The sequence below is a fragment of the Shimia marina genome (genome assembly GCF_001458175.1).
GTDB lineage: Bacteria > Pseudomonadota > Alphaproteobacteria > Rhodobacterales > Rhodobacteraceae > Shimia > Shimia marina.
Genome location: NZ_CYPW01000004.1, coordinates 1 through 24723 on the forward strand (window position 1 = coordinate 1; position 24723 = coordinate 24723).

Here is a 24723-nt window from a genome sequence, read left to right on the forward strand (position 1 = left end):
CCGCTCAGCAGGCCTTGACCGCAACCTAATCACAAGAAAGAAACAGGAACGGATTCTACATCCAAACGGCCCGGATCAAGGGGCTGGGTCAAGTGCGGCACGCTGACCTGTGCTGTCGATCTCATCAGAGCTGGCACCGGCGGGGACCAGCAACAGCCCACTGCGCGGCGGCTGAAGGGAGGCGTCGGGCGTGTCGAGTTGGTCATAGGCCCAGCCCCAGCACCAGACCCGATCCACCCATCCCTTCATCATGGCAGGCATGCCCCACCAATAGAGCGGGAATACCAGACAGATCGCATCAGCCCGCGCGATACGCGCGTGTTCTTCAGGCAGATCCGGAGGCAGGTTTGTGGTGCCGTTGCTGCTGATGTCTTCCATCGACCAGATGGGGGAGAAACCTTCGGCGTGCAGGTCGGCCAGTTCGGTGGTGTGACCGGCGGCTTCGGCACCGGCCATGAAGCGACGTGCGGCAGCGGCGCTGAAGGCGTGTGGGTTTGGGTGATCCAGAACGGTGAGAACGTGCATTTTGACCTCTTTGACGTGCCGTGCAGATGCAATTGAGGGTAGCCTAGGATCTCAACCTAACTTGAGGGCAAGCTGAAAGTTTTATGGTTTTACAGGGGAGTAAAAGCCCGACCCCAACAAAGGAAACGACAGGACGTTGGGGTCGGGAGGAATGGTCGCACAGCGCCTGGGAAGCGCGGGAAGCGTGCGACCGGGATCGGGGCAGAGAAATGGGATGAAAACTGCCCCGAATGGGATCACTTGTCAGCGTCTCCGGGGATGAGGAGCGGGGGGCGTGGTCCGGAGGGGGCAGGCAATGCGGAGGTGGGGGCGGATGGCACATTGGCAGCGCAGGCATGTGCTGGATCTGCGCGCAGTGGGGTGCTGCCAAGACCAAGCACCAATGCGCCGGTGGCGATGGTCAGCCCGCTGCCGAAGATGGTCAGGACAACAGTTTTGGCGATGGTGGGCAGGGAGGGAAACATCTCTCAGTCCTTTCTTTTGTGCAGTTTGCTGCTGGAGTTACCGATCAGTAAACCAACGTTGGGTCACGAATATTGACAGGGCATGCCAAAGACTTGACAGCAGGCGTCAAAGCCTGTGATGCACGTCACATGCCCGTGATCGCGACAGGCGGGCGTGCTGTCAGATACAAGTTTTTTATGTGAGGTGGGCCGTGGCCGCCATTTCTTCGATTTATGCGAGAAAGCAGATTGCCAATGCGGTGCGTCTTTCAGACAAAGCGCCGCTTTATGAAATGGTCGATCTGACGCCTGAGACGGCACAGGACCCCGCTGTCATGGTGCCTTTTCCGCTGTATCTGGATCTGCTGGAGACCATCGCAGAAAGCGAATGGCCGGATTTGCAGTTTCACATGAAGACCTGCGCCAGCATGCGGTGTGACGAATTTGGGGTCTTTGGCTTGGCGTTCAAAACCGCGCCGACCATCCAGCAGGGGTTTCAGCGGATTTCGCAATACATTCGCCTGCACAACCGTGTGTCTGATTTCTATGCCGAGCAGAGGGGCGATCAATATGTCTGGTCGGTGAAGGGCCCGCCGGTGACACGGCTGGGGGCGGCGCTGTCGCATGAAGCGGCGCTGGCGACCACCTTGACCCTATGTCGGGAGGCGACAGGCACGGCGCTGACGCCCAGGCATGTGCAGTTTGTGCACGAGCGCGAAGGGTCGATTGAGACGCTGGTGACCCATTTCGGTTGTGAACCGCAGTTTGGGGCCGAAACAGATGCGATGATCTTTGACATGGCACAGGTGACGCAGGCCAGTGCGCTGGGTGATGTGGCGATCTGGGAATATATGACGCAGCAGCTTGATCAGGCGCTGGAGCAACTGGATGGCGAAGCCTTGCCATTCGAGGCGCAGGTGGTTGAGGAAATCGCCAAACTGCTGAGTGGCGGGGTGCCGCATTTGTCGGAGGTGTCTTCTCTTATGGGGCTGGGGGAGCGCACGTTCCAGCGGCGTCTGTCGGAGCGCGGCAAGACCTTTCAGGCGCTGGTGGATCAGGCGCGGCATCAATTGGCGCAGCAGCTTGTTGCGGCGTCGAGCTACTCTCTGGTGGAGATTGCGTTTTTGACGGGGTTTTCCGAGCAGAGCGCCTTTTCGCGGGCTTTCAAACGTTGGTCAGGGCAGTCACCCAAAGCCTATCGTTTGTCCCTTCAGGATGGGGCTTTGCGCCCTTGAGGGCTATGCTTGCGCGGCCTGTTCTTTGGCGGCCTTCTTAAGCAGCTTCCATGAGCGGGCAGAAAGATGGGGCCGGGCGTTTTGGAGGGGGATGTTGCGCCGGTGCAGGAAGCTGGCCAGCGCGTAGGCGCGGGTGGGTTGGCGCAGGTAGCCGGACCAGCCGAGGTCATCGGCATTTTGCAGCTGAATGACCCCAAACCCCGCAATGATACAGCTCAGGTCCGTGGCCAGCTCATGGGCTTGGATGCCGCCGGGAAAATCGTCGACCACATCATGAAGCTGTGCATGCATGACCTCATGGGCCAATGTGTTGATCAATGAGATCGGGCGATTGAGAAGCTCTGGGTCATAGGTGATCAGCGCGGTCTCACCGTCACTCTGAAACGTGCCAGCAACATCGCCTGTGGATTGATAGCTGTGGCGGTATTCGGCCGGTACAACCCCCAAGGGAGAGAGGGCGAGCGTCATCTGGTTGCCCAGATGGCGCTGTATGTCGGCGAGCACCTGTGCGGCGGTGTCCTGAGGTGCGCCTTTCCTGGCGGAGAAAAAGGCCGCTGTGGGCAGGATCAGCCTGTCCGGTGTGGGGAAGCGGGCCTCATACCAGTCAAAGCTTTCCGCGATCCACTCTGCCATGTCGTCTGATACGGTGGGGCGAGACCAAAACATGTCTCAGACTCCAAATACAGAAATACAGAGGGGCAGGCCGGGGTGCGTCAGGCGTCCCGGCTCAGGCGCTCTTCGAGCACTTCAAAGGGGACCCCGGGGGTGTCCTTGGCGCCGCGGATGACCAGAGAGGTTTTCACGCTGGCCACATTGTCCGCCTTAAGCAGCTCTTCGGTCAGGAAGGTTTGGAAGGTGGAGAGATCAGGGGCGACGCATTTCAGGATGAAATCCACCTCGCCATTGAGCATGTGACACTCGCGCACCAAAGGCCACTCGCGGCAGCGGCCCTCAAAGGCAGAGAGGTCTGCTTCGGCCTGGCTGACGAGGCCGACCATGGCAAACACCTGTACCTCAAAGCCCAGCTCGCGGCTGTCGACATCGGCATGGTAGCCACGGATATAGCCGGAGTCTTCCAGCGTGCGCACGCGGCGCAGACAGGGCGGGGCAGAGATGCCGACGCGTTTGGCCAGCTCCACATTTGTCATGCGGCCATCCGCCTGAAGCTCTGCGAGGATTTTGCGATCAATCGGATCAAGCCGGTGTCCGGGCATGTCTCTCGTCTCGTTTGTCAGATTTGCGGTTGTTATATCACTTAAGGGAGGTTGCGCAATTATGTTTCGTGATAGCGCAATATCCTTTTACGGTTTTCTCGAAGGTGGCGATTTTGCAGGCAGGTTGGTTCGCTTTTCCGTGATGGGCTTTTCCTGATGCGCCGGGATGGCTATATCGGCTGTCGACTTTGAATTTGCAACGCAGAAAGGTGCCGTCATGGCCGAGACAAAACACACCAAGGTTCTGATCATTGGGTCCGGGCCGGCGGGCTATACAGCGGGCGTTTATGCGAGCCGGGCCATGCTGGAGCCGGTGCTGGTGCAGGGCATTGAGCCGGGCGGGCAGCTCACCACCACGACGGAAGTGGAAAACTGGCCGTCCTTTGTGGAGGTGCAGGGGCCTGAGCTGATGATGAAGATGGAAGAGCACGCCCGGGCAATGGGCTGTGAGATCATTGGCGATATCATCACCGATCTGGATCTGAGCGCGCGCCCCTTCAAAGCCAAGGGGGACAGCGGCACGCTTTACACTGCTGACGCCGTGATCCTCGCCACCGGTGCGCGGGCCAAGTGGCTTGGGCTGGAAAGCGAAGAGGCGTTCAAAGGCTTTGGCGTGTCCGCCTGTGCGACCTGTGACGGGTTCTTCTATCGCGGTCAGGAGATCGTGGTTGTGGGCGGCGGCAACACCGCCGTTGAGGAAGCACTGTTTTTGACCAACTTTGCCTCCAAAGTGACGCTGATCCACCGCCGTGATGAGCTGCGCGCCGAGAAGATCCTGCAGGATCGTCTGTTCAAGAACGAGAAGATCGAAACGCTGTGGTTCCATGAGCTGGAAGAGGTTGTGGGCGATGAGATGCCCAAGGGCGTCACCGGCGTGAAGGTGAAACACGTGGAGACCGGTGAGATCACCGAGATCCCGGCAAAAGGGGTGTTCATCGCGATTGGCCATGCGCCGGCAAGCGAGTTGGTGAAAGATCAGCTGGAGCTGCACAATGGCGGCTATGTGAAGGTTGAGGCGGGAACGGCCAAGACCTCCATTCCCGGTGTGTTTGCGGCAGGCGATCTGACCGATCATGTGTACCGTCAGGCGGTGACCTCTGCGGGCATGGGCTGCATGGCGGCGCTGGATGCGGAGCGGTTCGTTGCTGAAAACAGCTGACGGCATGAACTGATGTGAAGGCGGGGGCGTGGCACGGGCTGCGCCCCCGTTTTTTGTGGTGCGCCCATGCGCCTTTCTCTCTGGAAGTTGATACCATTGTGCAGTCTTGCGGAGGTGTCTGTGCCTTGACCGAGGGCGGCGGCTTGGACAGGGTTGAGCAGGAGAATGAGGGAAGGACAGCGGCGTATGCGGGGCTTGTGGCAGGGCAATTGGCGGGTGAAGACGCGTATTGTGTCGGGGCTGATCCTGTTTGCCTATACGCTGTGGCATCTGATCAGTGTGGGGCTGGGGCTGTTCTCGGCGGAGTGGATGGAGCAGTCGCAGCGGGAGTTGTCGCGGCTGATCAGCAACCCTGTTGGTGGCGCGCTGCTCTACGGGGCGCTGCTGACGCATATGGGGCTTGCGCTGTATCGTCTGGCCATGCGGCGCACCTTGCGGATGCCGATGCATGAGGTTGCGCAGGTCATTTTGGGGGTGGCGATCCCATTTCTGGTGATGATCCATGTGGTGCACACCCGGTTTGCCACAAATTGGTTCGGTGTCGATCCTGATATGGGCTACATCACCGGGCTGATCTGGGACAGCAAGAGCGGCTGGCAGCAGGCAGCCTTGGTTCTGGTGGTTTGGATCCATGGCTGTATCGGGTTGCATATGTGGTTGCGGGTGGTGCCATGGTGGCGCAGGAACCTGCCGGTCTTGATGGGAGTGGCCAGCCTTTTTCCCGGCTTTGCCTTGGCGGGGTTTCTGACGCAGGGGCGCTTGCAGAAGCTGCGGTTGTTTGACCCGAACACAGGGGCGCAGCTGCGTGCGGATTATGGGTTTCCGACCGCAGAGGGCTTTGCCCGGCTGGCGGAGATCCACCGGATGGGGCTTGGCGTTTTTCTGGCGATTTTGGGCTGCGTGGCGACGATATATCTGGGGCGCAAGCTGCTTGGTGCGCGCCGGGCGGTGCGCATTCAATATGTGGATGGCCCCGAAATTCAGGGGCAGCCGGGGATGACGCTTTTGGAGATGTCGCGCACTGCCGGTGTGCCGCATATGGCGCTTTGCGGTGGGCGCGGGCGGTGCACGACCTGTCGTGTGATCGTTGAGGCGGGTCTTGAGGCGCTGCCGACAGCAGCGGCCAGCGAAGCCGCCAGTCTGGCGGCGGTGAATGCGCCCCCCAACGCGCGGCTGGCCTGTCAGTTGCGCCCCAAGGAGCCCGCCACGGTTTTGCGGGTTTATCGAAGCGACGGACAGCAGGCGCGGGCGCATCAGAGCCTTGGGCAGGAGCGTCAGATGGCGATCCTGTTTCTGGACATGCGTGGGTTCACAGCGCGGACGACAGGGCAGTTGCCCTATGATGTGGTTTTCCTTCTGAACCGGTTTTTTGACGCGATTGTGCCGTCGATCACCGGCGCCGGTGGCACGGTGGACAAATATCTCGGGGATGGGTTGCTGGCGGTGTTTGAGCAGGAAGATGAGGCGGCCAGCGCGCGGGCCGCCATGGAAGCCGCGATTGGCATCAGCTCTGCACTGGCAACATTCAATCAGGCGCTGCGATCGGAAAAGGCGCAGCCGGTGGCGATTGGCATGGGGGTGCATTCCGGCACTTTGGTTATTGGGGAAATTGGCGCCGCACAGCATGCGCCGCGCACGATCATTGGTGATACGGTGAATGCAGCCAGTCGTCTGGAGGGCGCGACCAAGGAGCTTGGGGTGGAGCTTTTGGTGTCTGAAAGTGCGTTGCGGGCTGTGGGGCAGGATGTGGATGTGCTGGATCTTGAGATTCTTGAGCTGCGCGGCGTCGCTGAACCGATGCTGGCGCTGCCGGTGCAGATTGGCAGTGACTTGCGTGAAATCCTGATGCCTGCCGCTGTGGCGTGACAGTCGCAGATGCTGCAGTTGCAGCATTTTTTCGCCGGTGGATGAAATAATGCTTTGAGAAATCGAGATCACAACATATGTGTTCATGCGTGAACACACTTTGAGTCGTTTGTTGATGTCGTTGCAGACCACAAATCCCAAGTCCGATGAGGAAGACCTGCTCTTCCGGCTCCTGCGCCAGCTAGATGTTGCGCCGGAAGCTTCTCAGCGCGCCACCGCGGCGGCGGTGGGCATCTCGCTGGGGCGGTTGAACGCGCAATTGCGTGCAGCGGCGGATGCCGGGCTGATCACCATTAGTGATCGTGCTGGCCCGGACAAGCGACAGAGGTTTGCCTATTCACTGACCGCGCGCGGCGCAGTGGAGAAAGTGCGGCTCACAGATCAATTCCTCGCCCGCAAACTTGCAGAGTATGACGCGCTGCATGCGGAACTGACAGGCTCGGCAAGCGGCCTCGTCCCTATCAAACACAGGACACATCCAATGCAAAATAATCTGGCTCCGATTCCTGAGCTTTATGTCTCCTATGAGAGCGCTCAGAAGCTGAAAGTCGAAGCGGGTGATCTGGTCAGCTGGGATCTGACCCCCCGCCAGATCTGCGATCTGGAACTTTTGATGAATGGCGGCTTCAACCCGCTCAAGGGCTTCCTGACCGAAGAAGACTATGACGGTGTTGTGGAAAACATGCGTCTGGCGGACGGCTCTCTGTGGCCCATGCCGATCACTCTGGACGTGAACGAAGATTTTGCTGCGTCTCTGGAAGCGGGCCAGGACATCGCGCTGCGCGATCAGGAAGGCGTGATCCTCGCCACCATGACCGTGACCGACAACTGGGTGCCAAACAAAGCGCGCGAAGCCGAAAAAGTGTTTGGTGCGGACGATGATGCGCACCCAGCGGTGAACTACCTGCACAACCACGCGGGCAAAGTATACCTCGGCGGCCCGGTGACCGGCATCCAGCAGCCTGTGCACTATGACTTCCGCGCCCGTCGCGACACACCAAATGAGCTGCGCGCCTATTTCCGTAAAATGGGCTGGCGCAAAGTGGTTGCGTTTCAGACACGTAACCCGCTGCACCGCGCGCACCAGGAGCTGACCTTCCGCGCCGCCAAAGAAGCGCAGGCCAACCTGCTGATCCACCCTGTTGTGGGCATGACCAAGCCGGGCGATGTGGATCACTTCACCCGCGTGCGCTGCTATGAGGCGGTTCTGGACAAATATCCTCAATCCACCACCTCCATGTCCCTGCTGAACCTGGCGATGCGCATGGCGGGCCCACGTGAGGCGGTCTGGCATGGTCTGATCCGCGCCAACCACGGCTGCACCCACTTCATCGTTGGCCGCGACCACGCTGGCCCCGGCAAGAACTCCGCAGGCGAAGACTTCTACGGCCCATATGATGCACAGGACCTGTTCCGCGCGCATCAGGAAGAAATCGGCATCGAAATGGTCGACTTCAAACACATGGTGTGGGTGCAGGAGCGCGCGCAGTATGAGCCTATGGATGAAATTCAGGACAAAGACGATGTCACCATCCTGAACATCTCCGGCACCGAGCTGCGCCGCCGTCTGGCCGAAGGTCTGGAAATCCCTGAGTGGTTCTCCTTCCCTGAGGTGGTGACAGAGCTGCGCAAAACCAAGCCGCCACGCGCGCAGCAGGGTTTCACCGTGTTCTTCACCGGCTTCTCCGGCTCCGGCAAATCCACCATCGCAAACGCGCTGATGGTGAAGCTGATGGAAATGGGTGGTCGTCCTGTAACGCTTCTGGATGGCGACATCGTGCGTAAGAACCTCAGCTCCGAGCTGGGCTTCTCCAAAGAGCACCGTGACCTCAACATCCGCCGTATCGGCTATGTGGCTTCCGAGATCACCAAAAACGGTGGTATCGCGATCTGTGCGCCAATCGCGCCTTATGCCACCACCCGCCGCGCCGTGCGCGAAGACATCGAAGCTTTCGGTGCCTTTGTGGAAGTCCACGTGGCGACCTCGATTGAGGAATGTGAACGCCGTGACCGCAAAGGCCTCTACAAGCTGGCGCGGGAAGGTAAGATCAAAGAGTTCACCGGTATCTCCGATCCATATGATGTGCCTGTTGATCCAGAGCTGAGCCTTGAAACCGAAGGCACCGATGTGGACAACTGCGCCCATCAGGTGATCCTGAAGCTGGAAAGCATGGGTCTGATCTCCGGCTGATCCGCCCCACAGTGAGATATTTGAAGAGGCCCGCAGCTGTTGCGGGCCTCTTTTTGTGACTGGCTTGGGGACAGAGCAACGTCGTACATGGGGATTGACGCGTTGCCTGTGCTTGCCAGTGAGGGGAGGTTAGCCCTCTGGGATCAGAACTTTGTCGATCACGTGGATCACACCATTGGACGCGCCGATGTCGGCGGAGACCACTTTGGCATCGTTCACTTTCACGCCGCTTTTGGCGTTCACGTTCAGACGGTTGCCTTCAACGGTCAGCACTTTGGCTTTTTTGCCTGCGATGTCACCGGACATCACTTTGGATGGCACCACGTGGTAGGTCAGGATGGCGACCAGCTGATCTTTGTTTTCGGGTTTCAGCAGGGTTTCCACTGTGCCCGCAGGCAGGGCTGCGAAGGCCTCGTCGGTCGGGGCAAAAACCGTAAAAGGGCCCTCACCTTTCAGGGTATCCACCAGACCGGCGGCCTGTACTGCGGCGACGAGGGTGGTGAAGCTGCCCGCGCCGACGGCGGTGTCTATAATGTCTTTTTTGCCGTGGCCATCTGCGAAGGCAAATGTCGCGCCGGTGACGGCCATGGCTACGCCCATTACGGAAGCGATAAAGGTGCGTCTGAACATGTTATTTCCTCTCCAATGTTGACGTGAAATCTACGGGGAGGGCAGTTCATTTGGATCAGGGAAAGATCTCAAAGGGATAGTTTTTTGTTTTTAAGTATATGAAATAAATGAATAAACGTTTTTGTGAAGCCTGCGTGATCAGAGGGGCCCTGTCAGTTGCCACGCGGTTTCCAAGGCGAAACCGCTTCGTCATGGCAGATCTTGATGCGTTAAGTGACGTGAGTGGACTGGTTGACGAAATAAGGGTTGCACAGGGATATGCGGCTGCGGTGACGAAAACTCTGGATCTGGATTGACGGGTGGGTATGGTCGGGGCATTGGGGAAACGCCAAGGACATATTTGATGACACTATTTGAACGCACCATCGCTTTGGTGTTTGGCGTATTTTGCGCCACTGGGCTGCGTGCAGCGACAATTGAAACCGTTGGAGAGTGGGACGATCGCTGCACCTATTATTACAGCGGAGACGTGGTTGCAGGGGATGCGGCGAAAGTGGAGGCGCTGAACACCTTTGGTGCGGGCGGGGCGACCCTCTGTCTGAACAGCGGTGGCGGGAATTTCCTTGAGGGGCTGAAGCTGTTTGAGGTGATCTGGAACAAGCAGATGAATACGCGTGTTCTTGCGGGCCACACCTGCGCCTCTGCCTGTGCTATTGCGTGGCTCGGCGGGAGTGTTTCGGAGGGATCTCTTGGGGTTGCGTCGTCGTCTCGCAATATCGAGCCCGGTGCCCGGCTGGGATTTCATGCGCCCTATCTCGTGTTGCCGGATGGGGGGAGCTATGATGACTCTGAGGTGGAATGGGCCTACCGCGTGGGCATTCGTCATTCTCAGGGGCTCTTTGATATCCATCTGACGCAATTTGATGAGGCGCGGGCGCTCAATCAATATCTCTATCGTCAGACCATTGCCACGCCGGGGGAGGAGATGCACTGGATCGACACGGTGGGAGAGGCCGTGATGAGCGATGTGCTTGTGGACAGTCTTGTCGCGCCCACGAGCATCAAGAAGGCCAATCTCGTGCATCTGTGTGAGGCGGCCTATATGCGGCATCTTGATCTCTCCCCAGGATTGACGGACGCGGCATCCCGCTTCGCAGATCTTCGCACAGGCAGCTACAAAGAAGATCAGGTTGGCAGCTATTTCAAAAACGATCAGGAATATTGGGCCATCCGTCTTTATGGTGAGAGACGGCAGCAATATGTCTGTGTTGTGAGCGATGACCGGATTGGTTCTCTTCTCAGCAATATGAAACGCTACAATGCGGAAAAGACCTATCCGTACAATGGGCGGGCAGAGGTGCCGCATATTCATGTTGATCTCCGCTTTGCGGATGTTTGGCCAGATGGGCCTCTGGAGGATGTTTTGGCGGATTTGTCCGGCGTGGATCCTTATGGGCAGTCAACCTCCGTGAAACTGCCATTCTATGCGCTTTATGATGCGGGCGTGCCACTGAGCGCGATTGCACGTTGAGGGGCTAGATCCCTATGCGACACTGCGGCGATTGATTGGAGGGTGTCACCCTCATACCGTGTGCTCAGTACCACAGTAATGAGGATAGGATGATGTTTTCCTTTGTTCGCAAGGGGCGCTTTGCGCCCATGGTGGCGGCACTTGCCATGGGCGTGCTGACCATGCCAAGCTTTGCTGATGCCTGTACCGGCATTCGGCTGACGGCGCAGGATGGCGGCGTTGTATATGGGCGTTCTATGGAATGGGGGGCGTTTGATCTAAATTCGCGCGTGGCAATTGTGCCGCGCGGTCATGTCTTTACAGGCAGCACACCGGAAGGGCCAAGCGGCAAGAGCTGGGAGGCCAAATATGGCGTTGTGGCGCTTGATATGCTGGAAAAGGACCTGCTGGCGGATGGGATGAATGAAGCCGGGCTGGCCGCGGGGATGTTTTACCATCCGGGCTTTGCCAGCTATGCGCCCTATGACGCAGCAGAGGCGGCCAATACGATCACGGCCGTGGATGTGCTGGGCTATATCCTGACGCAATATGCCACGATTGAAGAGGTGAAGGCGGGTCTGTCGCAGGTGCGTGTTGTGCCTGTGGTGGAAGAGGCGATTGGCATTCCTGTGGAGGCGCATTGGATGGTGGTTGAACCATCGGGCAAGGCGCTGGTGATTGAATATGCCGATGGGGCGGTGCAGTTTTTTGATGCGCCGCTTGGGGTGATCACCAATGCGCCGGAATATGACTGGCACATCACCAATCTGAACAACTATCTCAACCTCTCACCGGTTGCCCTGCCGTCTCGCAACCTGTCGGAGACGGATTTTGCGCCGCTTGGCGCAGGGAGTGGCATGATTGGCTTGCCCGGAGACAACACGCCGCCGTCGCGGTTTGTGCGAGCGGTGGCCTGGACACAGACAGCGCGGCCCACGTCGACCACTGCAGAAACCGCCTATGAGCTGTTCCGTATTCTGGACAATTTCAATCTGCCGCTGGGGGGAGCGGAAGGTTCTGACGGGGCCGTGGTCCCTGACGACATGCGCAGCTCTACGATCTGGACATCTGGCTGGGATCTGGCCGAGGGCAAGCTTTACTTCCATACGCAACACAATCGACGCCTGCGCAGTGTCGATCTGAACAAGGTGAGCTTTGAGGGGGAGGGGGTCACTCATATTCCGTTGGATCGCAACAAAGCGCAGGATGTGCTGGAGTTGACACCTGAGCCGTAAAACAGGTGCACGACCAAACAAAAAGGCCCGCCAGATTGGCGGGCCTTTCGTGTTTCAGAGAGAAACAGCTTAGTTCGGGATCTCGGCGGTGATGCCTTCGACGTAGAAGGACATGCCGGCCAGACCGTCGTCGCTGTAATCTTGCGCAACTTCGCCTTCGGCCAGCCATGGGGTGCCGTCCTGCTTGTTCAGCGGGCCGGTGAAGGCGTGGTAGGAGCCGTCTGCCAGTGCATCAACCAGTGCAAGTGCTTCGGCTTTCACGTCCGCTGGAACCGCGTCAGAGATTTCACCGATGCCAACCATGCCTGCGCCGATGCCGTCCCATGTGGAGACAGATTCCCATGTGCCGTCCATGACAGCCTGAGTACGTGCCACGTAGTAGGGGCCCCATTCGTCGATGATGGAGGACACGCGTGGGAAGGGTGCGTATTCGCCCATGTCAGAGGCCTGACCAAAGGTGATCACATTGCCTGCGGCCTGTGCCGCGGCCTGTGGTGCGGTGGAATCGGTGTGCTGCAGGATCACGTCCGCGCCCTGCTCGATCAGCGCCTTGGCAGCGTCGGCTTCTTTGGCTGGATCAAACCATGTGTAGGCCCAGATGATGGAGAATTCGACATCCGGGTTCACCTTCTTGGCGTGGATGTAGGCGGAGTTGATGCCGCGGATCACTTCTGGGATTGGGAAGGAGGCGATGTAGCCGATTTTGTTGGTCTTGGTCATGTGGCCCGCGATGTGGCCCTGAACCGCGCGGCCTTCGTAGAAGCGTGCGGAGTAGACAGAGACGTTGTCGGCCTGCTTGTAGCCAGTGGCGTGCTCAAACTTCACCTTTGGGAATTTTTTGGCGACGTTGATGGTTGGATCCATGTAACCAAAAGAGGTGGTGAAGATCAGGTCCGCGCCCTGCAGCGCCATCTGGGTGATCACACGCTCGGCATCGGCACCCTCTGGCACGTTTTCAACAAAGGTGGTTTCCACTTTGTCGCCAAACGCGGCCTCAACTGCCTTGCGGCCTTTGTCGTGCTCATAGGTCCAGCCGCCGTCGCCCACTGGGCCAACGTAAACAAAGCCCACTTTGGTTGGGTCGGCCATCGCAGTGGTTGCCAGACCCAGCGCCAGCGTGGCGCCTGTCAGAAGTTTGGTCAGTTTCATTTCGGGAAGTCCCCCTGTTAGTGGCAGTTTTTTGTAGTCTACCTCATTGCGAGGCATGGAAAGTGCGGCCAAGTGAGGCGGGCGCGCCGCTTTTGTCAGCCGACATGATGACCAGAACGAGGATGGTTATCAGATACGGTGACATTGCCAAGTATTCCACCGGTATGGCAATACCTGCCGCCTGTAGATTGAGCTGTAAAACGTTGATACCGCCAAAAAGATAGGCGCCCAGCAAAACGCGCCAAGGTTTCCAAGAGGCGAACACCACAAGGGCGAGCGCGATCCAGCCGATGCCAGCGGTCATGCCTTCGGTCCATTGGGGCACGCGGATGAGCGAAATATAGGCACCGCCAAGGCCTGCGCAGGCGCCGCCAAACATGATCGCCAGAATGCGCACGCGGATGACGTTATATCCCAGCGCATGGGCGGCATCGTGGCTTTCGCCAACCGCGCGCAGGATCAAGCCGCCACGGGATTTTTTGAGGAACCACCAGACAGCTGCGGTGAGGGCGATGCCGATGTAAAGCACCGGATCATGGGAGAAGAGGATCGGGCCGAGCACCGGGATGTCAGACAGCACCGGGATGTCCAGCGTGGCCATGGCGGGGGGTTTGATGCCCACATAGGATTGGCCCATGAGCGCCGACAGACCAAGGCCAAAGAGCGTGAGGGCGAGGCCGGAGGCCACCTGATTGGCCAGTGCGAATTGGGTCAGGAAGGCAAACAGCAGGGAGAGCACCGCGCCTGCGACCATGGCGGCCAGCAGGCCCATCATTGGAGAGGTGGTTTCCACCGCGATGGCAAAGCCTGCGATGGCGCCGATGATCATCATGCCTTCGACGCCGAGGTTGAGCACGCCGGCTTTCTCCACGATGAGTTCGCCAATCGCGGCCAGAAGGAGCGGGGTGGCCGCCACCATCAGGGAAGCGATCAGCAGGACGGGGTTGATGGCTGAGAGATCCATTATGCGGCTCCCTTCTTTTTCAGGACGACGCGATAGTTGGTGAGCAGGTCAAGCGCGAGTAGGAAGAACAGGAGCATGCCTTGGAAGACCTGAATGGCCGCAGAGGGCAGGCCCAAGTTGCCCTGCGCGAGATCGCCGCCCACATAGGTCAGCGCCATCAGCAGCGCCGCGAGCAGAATGCCGACCGGATGCAGGCGACCGAGGAAGGCCACGATAATGGCGGTGAAACCATAGCCAGAGGCGAAGTCGATGTTGATTTGTCCAGACGGCCCGGTGACCTCAAACAGCCCGGCCAGACCAGCCAGCGCCCCGGAAGTGCCAAGGCAGAAGAGGATCAGGCGGGTAGGGTTCACGCCGGCAAACCGTGCGGCGCGCGGGGCTTCACCGGTGAGCCGGATGTTGAAGCCAAGGATATGGCGGTTGAGCAGCACATAGGCAAAGATCACCGCGATAAAGGCAAAGGCCATGCCCCAGTGCAGGCCTGCGGCCTCATTGATCCAGCTGGAGGCGGCCGGGAAATCAGAGAAGTTGCGGGAGCCGGGAAAGCCCATGCCTTCGGGGTTGCGCAGCAGGCCAAGGGACATGGAGGCCAGAAGCTGATCGGCCACATAGACCAGCATCAGCGACACGAGGATTTCATTGGTGCCAAAGCGCACTTTCAGGAAGGCAGGAATCATGCCCCAGGCCCAGCCGCCCAAGGCCCCAGCCAAGATCATCAGCGGGAAGATCAGGCGGCTTTCGGTGGGATAGAAGGCCAGCCCCACGGCGGCGCCGCAGATGGCCCCGATGATGTATTGACCTTCGGCCCCGATGTTCCAGATGCCTGCCTTAAAGCCCAGCGAGAGGCCAATGGCGATCAGCACCAAGGGCGCGGCTTTCACCAGAAGCTGTGGGCGGTAGTAGAAGGCAAATTCGCCAAACACCGGATCATAAAAAATGGTGCGGATGGCTTCCAACGGGTTCTTGCCGAGCACGGCAAAGAGCGCGCCGCCCATGATCATGGTGATGAGCACTGCAATGAGGGGGGTGGCGAGCGAGAGCGCACGCGACGGGGTGGGGCGTTTTTGTAGCGCGATCATGCGCCTGCTCCTTCTTGTTGGTCACCAACATTGGCAACTTCCATGCCGTGGGCACCGCCCATCATCAGGCCGATTTCATCAATGGTGAGACCGGCGGCAGGGCGGATGTCGGACATGCGGCCTTCGTTCAGCGCGCCGAAGCGGTCAGAGATTTCCATGAGTTCGTCGAGGTCCTGAGAGATCACCACGATGGCGGCGCCACCGGCGGCGAGATCGAGCAGAGCCTGACGGATGGAGGCGGCTGCAGCGGCATCCACGCCCCATGTGGGCTGATTGACCACCAGAACTTCGGGCCGTTGCAGGACCTCGCGGCCAATGACAAATTTCTGCAGGTTGCCGCCAGACAGGGCGCGCGCAGCCACATGGTTGCCGGGGGTGCGCACGTCAAACTGTTTGATGATCTTATCGGCAAACTCTGCCGTCTTGGACCAGTTCACAAATCCCTTGTTAGAGAGGCCTTCGCGGATGGCGCCGGTCAGCAGGGCGTTTTCTGTCAGGCTCAGATCCGGCGCGGCGGCGTGACCGAGACGTTCCTCAGGTGCGGCGAGAATGCCCAGATCACGACGCGCGTTGGGGCCAAGGTTGGCCACATCCTTGCCGTTGACCTTGATGGCGTCAGGCCATGTCAGCGCTTCGCCTGACAGGGCGGCCAGAAGTTCATCCTGTCCGTTGCCTGCGACACCGCCGATGCCCAGAATTTCGCCCGCACGCACGGTGAAATGAATGTTCTTGAGCGTGGTGCCAAATGGATTGCTGGGCTCCAGAGTGAGGCCGGAGACATCCAACACCACATCGCCGGCTTTTTCGGTGGTGCGGGTCGGGGTTTGCAGCGTGTCGCCCACCATCATCTCCGCCATGTCGCGTGCAGAGGTTTGAGCAGGCACACATTCGCCAACGTTTTTGCCAAGCCGCAGAATGGTGGCGTGGTCACAGAGGGTGCGGATCTCTTCGAGCTTGTGAGAGATATAGAGGATCGAGGTGCCCTCTGCCTTCAGCTTGTTCAGGGTCTGAAACAGGATGTCGACCTCTTGCGGGGTCAGAACCGAGGTGGGCTCATCCATGATCAGCAGCTTGGGATCTTGCAGCAGGCAGCGGATGATTTCGACGCGCTGACGTTCCCCGGCTGAGAGATCGCCCACGGTGCGGTTAGGATCGAGCGGCAGGCCGTAGGTTTCGGACACGCGGCGGATGCGGCGGGCGAGGTCGCGCATGGACGGTGGGTTTTCCATGCCAAGGGCGACGTTTTCTGCCACGCTCAGTGCGTCAAATAGCGAGAAGTGCTGAAACACCATGGCCACGCCTGAGGCGCGGGCGGCTTTGGGCTCAGACGGGGCAAAGGGCTGGCCGTTCCATGTCATGGTGCCGCTGTCCGGCTTCACAAGGCCGTAGATCATTTTCACAAGTGTGGATTTGCCTGCCCCGTTTTCGCCAAGCAGGGCGTGAACCTCGTTGTGTCCGATGTCAAAGGAGACGTCATCATTGGCCACCACGCCGGGATAAGCTTTGGTCAGCCCCTTGATGGAGAGTAGCGGTGTTGTCATTGGCGTCCCCCTGCGGTGCGGTTCCGGCCAACCTCGCTAAACTGGCACACCGCTTGTTTTATAGCGCGCTCACCCTAAAAACGGGGCCCCGGAGTCTGCAAGACAAACTTCCCAAGCCCATTTCTGCATCAGGACCAGCAGGGCGCGACTCGTCCGCCAGCCACCCCTCATATCCTTGGTTTTTAAGGGGTACGCCAGTCTATTTTCAACAATTCCTATAAAGAGTTGCAGCTAGGGAAGTTGTGCTGTTGCGCAATTTTTATGCAAGTTCCCTTGGGGCAGGTGTCCTCAGACGGCCTCTCAAGCGTTGCCAAGTGACGCCATTTTCCGGGGCCGACTCCCTCAGGGCGCTTGGAGGCGGGGGTGAGGGGGCCGGGTGCGAGTAGCATGCGCTAGTCGTCGGAGATGAGGGATTTGGCATCGCGGGACAGCGCGCGGGCGGTGTTGGCCAGCAGCACGGTATCGATGCCAACCGCCACGAAGGTGGCGCCAAGATCGAGGTAGGTTTTGGCCCCTTCCAGAGACAGCGTGAGAATTCCGGCGGCTTTGCCTGCGGCGGTGATGCGGGTGATGGCATCGGCGATCACAGTCTGGACCTCTGGCGCGGTCAGATCGCCGGGGTAGCCCATATCGGCGGAGAGATCTGCTGGCCCAATGAAGACCCCATCCACGCCCTCTACGGCAAGAATGTCATCGAGATTGGCTATGGCGGCGCGGGTTTCGGCCTGTACCAGAACACAGATTTGCGCGTTGGCGGTGGTGGCATAATCCTCGATGGCGCCAAAGTTGGTGACACGTGCGCCGTAGCCGCCCATACCCCGCACGCCTTCGGGCGCGTAGCGGCAGGCGCGGACCACCCCGGCGGCCTGTTCGGCGGTGTCCACCATGGGCACCAGCACGGTTTGTGCGCCAGCGTCCAGCGCTTGTTTCAGCATCCAGTCCTCGCCGATCGGCACACGCACGACGGCGTGGCTTGAAGTGGGGGAGAGGACGCGCAGTTGATCTGTGATCGAGCGGATGTCGTTTGGACCGTGTTCGCCATCCACAACCAGCCAATCAAAGCCTGTTGTGGTCATCAATTCGGCGGCAAGGGCGTCGCCAAAGGTCATCCAGCAGCCGATTTGTGGTTTTTTCTGTGCCAAAGCGGCTTTGAACGGGTTGAGAGGTGCGGGCATGAGGCCTCCGGCAGTTGTGATCTTCTGTTGGAGGGAGTTGAGCGCGGAAGCAGGCCGGTGTCCAGACGTTGGGGCTGGAAAAGAAACAGGCCGACCCTTGGGCCGACCTGTCAAAAGACGCCTTTGTGGCAGTGATCAGCCCAAAAGCTGGGCTTCATGTCGCTTGAGCGAGAGGCGTGCGGCGGTGTAATTTGCCAGACCGGCCTCTTCGCGCAGCTCCGGGAAAATCGCGTAGATTTCGGCGCGCTGCTCTTTGCCCATGCCATCCATGGTGTATTCACCGGGCTGGAAGCTTTCGCTCCAGGCACCATCCGCGAGCACCACCTCATGGTTGTCACACATGAAGTGAATGTAATCGACACCGTCAACGACGGCTTTCTCAACACCATCAAGATGCAGCAGGTGTTTGGCCGCGACCAAGACTTCGCGCTCATCAAACATCAGTTCTGCCTGCTCGGACACCAACAGCATGCGGTGACTTGGAGAGACCATCATGTCGCGCTCTGGTTGGTTGGGGCCCAATGCGCCCTGTTTGATCAGGATTGGGCTCAGTTCTCTGCGTTCTGCCAGCTGTTGTGCAGTGAGATGCTTGCGGCCAGCCCAGCGAATAGGCTGCAACCCGTTGTCGCGGGTGACGACCTGATCGCCTTCTCGCAGGGTTTCAACAGCCACTTCGCCAAGAGGCGTAAGAATTTTGGTGCCCGGCGTGAAGCAGACGATGACCGCACCGGCTTCGATGTTTTCAAAATCCAGCGTGCCGGTCACACCGCCAACGCCATCGAGAAACTCAATGGTGCCGTCAAAGCCATTTCCGTCGCTGTCGGTGGTCAGGTCTCTGACGCGCCAGTCCACGCCACGTTCACCGTAGATGTCGATACGGTCAGCATCCAGGCCACCGTCGCCACCCAAAATAGTGTCGCCGATACCTTCTTCGGCAGAGTTGATGACAAAGAGATCCTGATCATCATTGCCTTCCAGCTGGTCTGCGCCTGTGCCCCCGGCGAGGGTGTCGTTGCCAGCACCACCGGAGACGGTATCATCGCCTTCCTGACCAAAGATCAAATCGTCGCCATCGCCGCCTGTCAGCAAGTCGCCGCCATCCACCGGAATGGCGCCATCTCCAGATTCAAAGAAGATGTCCGTGACGGTGACATCCGCGGGCGTGTCGCTGAGGTTGACGAGGCGGACCTCGATGCGGGCCACGGGACCGGGAATGTTGACCAGAACCGAATTGGCTGCGGTTTCAGAATCGCCCGTTGAGGTGCCGCCGGAAATCGCGGCTTCGCGCCCGCCGAACCCGTCAATGTCCACCAGATGCAGGTTTGACATGTCTTCGGCTGTCATGCTGACATCAATGAGGTTGCCGTCAGCATCCCATGCGATGACTTTCACAACCGCATTTTCATCCATGTCGTTGATGCGGAATTGAGCATTTTCCACAGTTTCAGAGAAGGCGAGCGTCTGTGACGTGGTTGCGCCTTCGCCTGCACCGGTGGTCGAGCGGACCGAGCTGTCGGTGTTGCCGGTTTCGGTGCCGGTATTCACGCCACCCAGCAGCTGTGTGTCATCTTCAAAGGTGCTGGAGCCGCCTGTGGTCGCGGTGGTTGTGTAAGTGACTGTGACAGAACCGGTGTCCTGTACGAAAGGGCCGGTCAGGCTGTCGCCATCCGCCGGTGTGCCAACGCCATCCCAGTTGAAGCTTTCGATACCACCCGAAGAAGGGACCGGAGTGGTGCCGGGAGCATAGCCGCCATAGATCGTGTCATCACCATCCATGCCGTCAATGGTATCACTGCCGCCTTCGCCAGCGAGCAGATCGTCCCCCGGTGTGTCGTTGCCGTCAGGCAGGCCCACTTCATCGCCCGCCACAATGTCATCACCGTCGCCAGCGCGCACAGTGTCATCACCGTCGCCGGCAAAGATCGTGTCATCGCCCGCGCCAGCGTGAATGCTGTCGTCGCCATCTTGAGCGCTAATGACATTGCCGCTGTTGTCGACAGTGTCGCCATTGGAATCGGTGAAACCTACATTGATCGTGTCGTCGGTTTCGGAACCATCCACGATTCCCGGACCGTTTGGATCAGCCATAATACCCTCTTTCTACCCGACCACGCCGCCACTGCGCGAACAGGATCAGGGTGCGCCCACTGCAATAGACACACGACGCTGAACAGCGTTCGCAAGCGACATCGTCAGGATGCCCTTCACAAAATCAGTTGGCTGCCCCAAGCCAGAACTCAGTCCCCCAGTGGACTTGAGTCAAATATGATTGAAACAGGGAGGTGAAGAAACAAAAACCTGCAAAATTTGAGGAAAAGCGGCTCTAAATACGCCCTGCATAGGTGTGGTTTTTGGTGGTCGCTCAATCTCTGCGCAGTGAGATTGTTTCTGCTCATTATAGGGCAGAGGCATGAAACTTGGGGGTTGGGCGCCTTGATTCTGCCATTGTTCGTTAATGGGTTGCTTCAATTCTGGCTAAGGTTGGGCGGTTGTTTCCAAATGCGCACCAATGCGTCTGGAGGGGGCGCTGGCTGGGCGGTGTTTCAAGCTAAGGTGATGTCGAAATTTAATTGTTTGAAATTCGCGAACAACTTGCCGGCATTTGGCAATATTGGATGAAATTCGTAAACTTTCGGGGAGGGTGCCTATACGAAATGAGGCGAATCGCTTTGCGACTCGTTTGACACTGTTTTGCGCATTCTCAGGCCAAATATGGATGCCGCTGCATTGGGGGAACGTGGTGCATGGGCGGAGCTTCGCCGATGCCCAGAGGAGCGTTGAGCGTTGGCGGCTGGCAAGTTGCGTGTTCTGCTGTGCAGTCATGCATGGCAGTGGATAAGCGAGTAACGCAAATCAAGCGCACTATCGCACGTATCAATAATCGAAGATGTTTGGAAAACTCGGTGGTGCTGCTGGGGAGGATTGAACTCCCGACCTCACCCTTACCAAGGGTGCGCTCTACCACTGAGCTACAGCAGCGTTACCGTGGCGCGGTGTTTAGGCGCAAATTTCGACGGGTGCAAGCGCAATCTGGACCCTTTTTTGCACCTCATGTATGGAAAGTGCATGGAACGCAAAACGACCCCTAAAAATAAAGCCCAAAAAACTGCTCAGAGCCGAGAAGATCGGCTGAAAGCGGCCTTGAAAGCCAATATGGGGCGCCGCAAAGCGCAGGCAAAAGCGCGTGCAGCAACAGATACGCCCCGCGACTCGGGCATAGAAGATACTAAAAGGCAGGATTAATGGATTCGATTATCGTACGCGGCAACGGGCCGCTCAATGGGCAGATTCCGATTGCAGGAGCGAAAAACGCTTGTCTGACGTTGATGCCGGCAACGCTTTTGAGCGAAGAGCCGCTGACATTGACCAATGCGCCGCGGCTGAGCGACATCAAGACCATGAGCCAATTACTTGGCTCTCTGGGGGCTGAGGTGACCAGCCTGCAGGATGGCAAGGTCTTGGCCATGTCGAGCCACGACATCAATAATCATGTGGCGGATTATGACATCGTGCGCAAAATGCGCGCTTCCAATCTGGTGCTGGGCCCGATGCTGGCGCGTCTTGGACATGCGGTTGTGTCCCTGCCTGGGGGCTGTGCGATTGGTGCGCGTCCGATGGATCTGCACATCTTTGGTCTTGAGAAGCTCGGGGCAGAGATTGAGCTGAAGGACGGTTATCTCCATGCCAAGGCACCAAACGGCCTGAAAGGTGCCGTGATGGAGCTGTCCTTTGCTTCTGTTGGTGCAACAGAGAACATCCTGATGGCCGCGACGCTGGCGAAGGGCACCACGGTGATCAAGAATGCCGCGCGCGAGCCTGAAATTGTCGATCTGGCCGATTGCCTGCGGGCCATGGGCGCACAGATTGAGGGGGATGGCACCAGTGAAATCACGGTGCAGGGGGTGGATCGCCTGCATGGGGCGACACACCCGGTGGTGACCGACCGTATTGAACTGGGCACCTTTATGCTCGCCCCCGCCTTCTGCGGTGGAGAAGTGGAACTTCTGGGCGGACGTCTGAATCTGGTCGAAAGCTTTGTGGCCAAGCTGCATGAGGCGGGTATCGACGTGGAGGAGACGGAGAAAGGTCTCAAAGTGGCCCGCAAAAACGGTCGTGTGAAAGCGGTGGATGTGACCACAGAGCCGTTTCCGGGCTTCCCAACCGATCTTCAGGCGCAGTTCATGGCAATGATGTGTACAGCGGAAGGCACATCGGTTCTGGAAGAAAAGATCTTTGAGAACCGCTTTATGCACGCGCCGGAATTGATCCGTATGGGCGCCAATATCGAAGTGCATGGTGGTACGGCCACGGTGCATGGGGTGGAGCGCCTCAAGGGGGCGCAGGTGATGGCAACGGATCTGCGCGCCTCTGTGTCGTTGATTTTGGCCGGACTTGCGGCGGAAGGCGAAACCATTGTGAGCCGGGTCTATCACCTTGATCGCGGGTATGAAAAAATCGAAGAGAAACTGGGCGGCGTGGGGGCCCATATTGAAAGGGTCAAGGATCAGTGACACAGGATGCACGGTTTGAAGACGGCGGTGACCGCCCGCTGAATCTCGGAGCGCTGGATGGGGAAGACCTCCAGGTGCTGTCGTCGTTGACGCAGGATGCGGTGTTTCCCGCATCCGAGATGCAGTGGCTGCCCAAAGAGCGCCGCTTTGCCGTGCTGCTCAATCGATTCCGCTGGGAAGATCTGAAGGCTGCGGAGCTGCGCAAGCGGACGGTGGAGCGGGTGCAAAGCCTTCTGGTGATCGACAATGTGCTGAGCGTGGCCTCTCAGGGCGTGGCGCGCGGGGATGCTGATACGATTCTGTCGCTGCTCTCGATTGCCTTTGAGCCGGGCGAAGATGCGGAGGGGGCTGTGATTCTGACGCTGGCGGGTGATGGGGCGATTCGCCTGAAGGTCGAGGCGCTTGAAGTTTCCGTAAAGGATGTGACGCGGCCTTACATGGCGGTGTCACGCAATGCGCCGCAGCATCCCGAATGATCCGGACCCTCACGGCGGCGGATCTTTCGGCCTATCGCGCGCTTTGGATGATGGGGGTTTCGCAGGAACCCTCGGCCTTTCTGCTGACGGCTGAGGAGGTGGTGGCCACCGGGGAAGCCGCGCTTTTGGCCAAGCTGGCTGGTGGCGAGGTGATCGGCTGGTTTCAGGACGAGGCGCTTATGGGCTTTCTGGCCATGCGGCGCGGGGGCGTGACACGGCTGCGGCATATGGCCGACATCGGCCCGCTCTATGTGCATCCGCAGGCCAGGCGGGCCGGTGCGGCCCGTGCTTTGATGGCGGCCGTAGAAGCAGAAGCCAGCGCTGCAGGGATCTTGCAGCTGGAGCTCTGTGTGGATGTAGAAAATGCGCCGGCGCGAGCTCTGTATGAGCGCCTTGGATTTGTGCAGATCGGGCTGAGGCCGCGGTCCGTTGTGATCGACGGTGTGCCCCGCGACGATTTGCTGATGCTCAAACAGCTGGATACGCCGCGCAACGCTTGAGGACAGGGCAGGCGCGGTCTAAGAAGGCGCAACGTTTTCGGAGAGATCGCAATGCCCGTTTTTCTTGATGCACAGGATGCCGACTTTGAGGCCAGCTTCACCGCGCTTTTGGGTGCCAAACGCGAAGACAGCCCGGATGTGGATGCCGTTGTGGCAGATATCATCGCAGATGTGCGCCATCGTGGCGATGCGGCGGTGATCGAACTGACAGCGAAGTTTGACCGTCTGGAACTGACGCCGGAAACGCTGCGGTTTTCCGAAGAAGAGATTGAGGCCTATTGTGCGCAGGTGACAGAGGCGGATCGTGCCGCGCTGGAACTGGCGGCAGAGCGGGTGCGTGCCTATCACGCGCGCCAGATGCCTGAGGATGCCAGCTGGACCGACGCAAGCGGAGCCATGCTTGGCTGGCGCTGGACGCCTGTGTCTGCGGCGGGGCTTTATGTGCCCGGTGGTCTGGCGAGCTACCCGTCCTCCGTGCTGATGAATGCGATCCCCGCCAAAGTGGCGGGCGTGGAGCGTTTGGCGATTGTGGTGCCAACCCCGAATGGGGTGGCCAATCCGCTGGTCCTGTTGGCCGCCAAACTGGCCGGTGTCGATGAAATCTACCGTATTGGTGGGGCGCAGGCTGTGGCGGCGCTGGCTTATGGCACGGACACCATCGCGCCGGTGGATAAGATCACGGGGCCGGGCAATGCTTTTGTTGCGGCGGCCAAACGGCGGGTCTTTGGCAAGGTCGGCATTGATATGATCGCAGGCCCCAGCGAAATTCTGGTGATTGCCGATAAGGACAACACGCCGGATTGGATTGCGCTGGATCTGTTGTCGCAGGCTGAACATGACGAAAGTGCACAGTCGATCCTGATTACGGATGATGCGGATTTTGGCAAAGCGGTGGCCGCGGCGGTGGATAAACGTCTGGAAACGCTGGAACGCCGAGAGATTGCGGGCGCGAGCTGGCGGGATTATGGCGCGGTGATCACGGTGCCAGATTTGGAGACTGCGGCCGCGCTTTCAAACCGGGTCGCGCCGGAACATTTGGAGCTTTGCGTGGCAGATCCGGATGCGCTGTCTGACAAGATCACCCACGCGGGCGCGATTTTTCTTGGCCAATATACGCCGGAAGCCATTGGGGATTATGTTGGCGGGCCCAATCACGTCCTGCCCACGGCGCGGTCCGCAAGGTTCAGCTCGGGCCTTTCGGTGATGGATTTTATCAAGCGCACCACGCTGTCCAAAATGACACCAGAAGCGCTTAAGGCGATTGGCCCTGCTGCCGAAACCCTTGCGATTTCTGAAAGTCTTGAGGCGCATGGGCTGAGCGTACGTGCGCGACTGGATGCGCTGAACTCCTGACGGGGCGCAGGGGCTTTGCCCCGTCAC

At 59.1% G+C, this 24723-nt stretch carries 22 protein-coding genes and 1 tRNA gene; 11 read left to right on the top strand and 12 right to left on the bottom strand.

Going from position 1 to position 24723, the window contains the following annotated elements; translation table 11 throughout:
* Positions 1-75: 75 nt before the first annotated feature.
* Together SHM7688_RS01205 and SHM7688_RS01210 are read right to left on the bottom strand one after the other, a co-directional pair.
* Positions 76-525: an NAD(P)H-dependent oxidoreductase gene (locus SHM7688_RS01205; protein ID WP_058238208.1), complete on the bottom strand. Its 450-nt coding sequence runs from the start codon at positions 523-525 to the stop codon at positions 76-78.
* A 236-nt stretch (positions 526-761) separates the two neighbouring features.
* Positions 762-989, bottom strand: a complete 228-nt coding sequence (locus SHM7688_RS01210) for a hypothetical protein (RefSeq protein ID WP_058238209.1) — start codon at positions 987-989, stop codon at positions 762-764.
* Between the two features lie 191 nt (positions 990-1180).
* Here SHM7688_RS01210 and SHM7688_RS01215 point away from each other — a divergent pair, with 191 nt between their 5' ends.
* Positions 1181-2203 (top strand): AraC family transcriptional regulator, encoded by a 1023-nt coding sequence (locus SHM7688_RS01215; RefSeq protein WP_058238210.1) that lies wholly within the window; start codon positions 1181-1183, stop codon positions 2201-2203.
* Positions 2204-2206: 3 nt separating this feature from the next.
* Here SHM7688_RS01215 and SHM7688_RS01220 read toward each other — a convergent pair whose 3' ends face one another.
* Both SHM7688_RS01220 and SHM7688_RS01225 read right to left on the bottom strand, forming a co-directional pair.
* On the bottom strand, positions 2207-2869 hold the full coding sequence (locus SHM7688_RS01220; RefSeq protein WP_058238211.1) for a hypothetical protein: 663 nt from the start codon (positions 2867-2869) through the stop codon (positions 2207-2209).
* 47 nt (positions 2870-2916) lie between these two features.
* Complete coding sequence (locus SHM7688_RS01225) at positions 2917-3417, bottom strand: Lrp/AsnC family transcriptional regulator (protein ID WP_058238212.1); 501 nt, start codon at positions 3415-3417, stop codon at positions 2917-2919.
* Positions 3418-3634: 217 nt separating this feature from the next.
* On the opposite strand from SHM7688_RS01225, the gene trxB reads away from it, so the two are divergent.
* The 3 genes from trxB to SHM7688_RS01240 all read left to right on the top strand — a co-directional run bounded on the left by trxB (position 3635) and on the right by SHM7688_RS01240 (position 8633).
* Positions 3635-4576, top strand: a complete 942-nt coding sequence (trxB, locus tag SHM7688_RS01230) for a thioredoxin-disulfide reductase (RefSeq protein WP_058238213.1) — start codon at positions 3635-3637, stop codon at positions 4574-4576.
* 186 nt (positions 4577-4762) lie between these two features.
* A complete protein-coding gene (locus tag SHM7688_RS01235; protein ID WP_058238214.1) occupies positions 4763-6442 on the top strand; it encodes an adenylate/guanylate cyclase domain-containing protein in 1680 nt (559 codons plus the stop codon).
* 115 nt (positions 6443-6557) lie between these two features.
* Positions 6558-8633: a bifunctional sulfate adenylyltransferase/adenylylsulfate kinase gene (locus SHM7688_RS01240; protein ID WP_058238326.1), complete on the top strand. Its 2076-nt coding sequence runs from the start codon at positions 6558-6560 to the stop codon at positions 8631-8633.
* Positions 8634-8762: 129 nt separating this feature from the next.
* Here the strand turns inward: SHM7688_RS01240 and SHM7688_RS01245 are convergent, their stop codons facing one another.
* The gene (locus SHM7688_RS01245) at positions 8763-9263 is read right to left on the bottom strand and encodes a fasciclin domain-containing protein (RefSeq protein ID WP_058238215.1); all 501 of its coding nucleotides are present in this window, start codon (positions 9261-9263) and stop codon (positions 8763-8765) included.
* A 343-nt stretch (positions 9264-9606) separates the two neighbouring features.
* Here SHM7688_RS01245 and SHM7688_RS01250 point away from each other — a divergent pair, with 343 nt between their 5' ends.
* Positions 9607-10734 carry a hypothetical protein gene (locus SHM7688_RS01250; RefSeq protein WP_058238216.1) on the top strand — a complete coding sequence of 376 codons (1128 nt, stop codon included), beginning with the start codon at positions 9607-9609 and terminating at the stop codon, positions 10732-10734.
* A gap of 92 nt (positions 10735-10826) precedes the next feature.
* A complete protein-coding gene (locus SHM7688_RS01255; RefSeq protein WP_199556604.1) occupies positions 10827-11948 on the top strand; it encodes a linear amide C-N hydrolase in 1122 nt (373 codons plus the stop codon).
* A gap of 69 nt (positions 11949-12017) precedes the next feature.
* Here the strand turns inward: SHM7688_RS01255 and SHM7688_RS01260 are convergent, their stop codons facing one another.
* The 7 genes from SHM7688_RS01260 to SHM7688_RS01295 all read right to left on the bottom strand — a co-directional run bounded on the left by SHM7688_RS01260 (position 12018) and on the right by SHM7688_RS01295 (position 20835).
* Positions 12018-13097, bottom strand: a complete 1080-nt coding sequence (locus SHM7688_RS01260; RefSeq protein WP_058238218.1) for a BMP family ABC transporter substrate-binding protein — start codon at positions 13095-13097, stop codon at positions 12018-12020.
* A gap of 43 nt (positions 13098-13140) precedes the next feature.
* Positions 13141-14061, bottom strand: a complete 921-nt coding sequence (locus tag SHM7688_RS01265; RefSeq protein WP_058238219.1) for an ABC transporter permease — start codon at positions 14059-14061, stop codon at positions 13141-13143.
* Positions 14061-15140 (bottom strand): ABC transporter permease, encoded by a 1080-nt coding sequence (locus SHM7688_RS01270; protein WP_058238220.1) that lies wholly within the window; start codon positions 15138-15140, stop codon positions 14061-14063. Before SHM7688_RS01270 ends, SHM7688_RS01265 begins: the two co-directional genes overlap by 1 nt.
* Positions 15137-16681 (bottom strand): ABC transporter ATP-binding protein, encoded by a 1545-nt coding sequence (locus SHM7688_RS01275; RefSeq protein WP_058238221.1) that lies wholly within the window; start codon positions 16679-16681, stop codon positions 15137-15139. The genes SHM7688_RS01270 and SHM7688_RS01275 overlap by 4 nt, the downstream gene beginning before the upstream one ends.
* Before the next feature lie 392 nt (positions 16682-17073).
* Positions 17074-17856, bottom strand: coding sequence for an HpcH/HpaI aldolase family protein (locus tag SHM7688_RS01280; RefSeq protein ID WP_058238222.1), 783 nt, complete (start codon positions 17854-17856; stop codon positions 17074-17076).
* A gap of 135 nt (positions 17857-17991) precedes the next feature.
* Positions 17992-19944, bottom strand: a complete 1953-nt coding sequence (locus SHM7688_RS01285) for a Hint domain-containing protein (RefSeq protein WP_058238223.1) — start codon at positions 19942-19944, stop codon at positions 17992-17994.
* A gap of 816 nt (positions 19945-20760) precedes the next feature.
* Positions 20761-20835: transfer RNA gene (locus tag SHM7688_RS01295), tRNA-Thr, on the bottom strand.
* A gap of 87 nt (positions 20836-20922) precedes the next feature.
* Here SHM7688_RS01295 and SHM7688_RS19820 point away from each other — a divergent pair.
* From SHM7688_RS19820 to hisD, 5 genes are read left to right on the top strand one after another with little or no spacing between them, the layout of a single operon-like run.
* Positions 20923-21099, top strand: a complete 177-nt coding sequence (locus SHM7688_RS19820; RefSeq protein WP_188128133.1) for a hypothetical protein — start codon at positions 20923-20925, stop codon at positions 21097-21099.
* A complete protein-coding gene (gene murA, locus SHM7688_RS01300) occupies positions 21099-22367 on the top strand; it encodes a UDP-N-acetylglucosamine 1-carboxyvinyltransferase (protein WP_058238225.1) in 1269 nt (422 codons plus the stop codon). The genes SHM7688_RS19820 and murA overlap by 1 nt, the downstream gene beginning before the upstream one ends.
* Positions 22364-22843 carry a DUF2948 family protein gene (locus SHM7688_RS01305; RefSeq protein ID WP_058238226.1) on the top strand — a complete coding sequence of 160 codons (480 nt, stop codon included), beginning with the start codon at positions 22364-22366 and terminating at the stop codon, positions 22841-22843. The genes murA and SHM7688_RS01305 overlap by 4 nt, the downstream gene beginning before the upstream one ends.
* Positions 22840-23343, top strand: a complete 504-nt coding sequence (locus SHM7688_RS01310; RefSeq protein ID WP_058238227.1) for a GNAT family N-acetyltransferase — start codon at positions 22840-22842, stop codon at positions 23341-23343. Before SHM7688_RS01305 ends, SHM7688_RS01310 begins: the two co-directional genes overlap by 4 nt.
* Positions 23344-23394: 51 nt before the next feature.
* Entirely contained in the window at positions 23395-24696 is a 1302-nt protein-coding gene (gene hisD / locus SHM7688_RS01315; RefSeq protein ID WP_058238228.1) for a histidinol dehydrogenase, read from the top strand.
* Positions 24697-24723 lie beyond the last annotated feature (27 nt).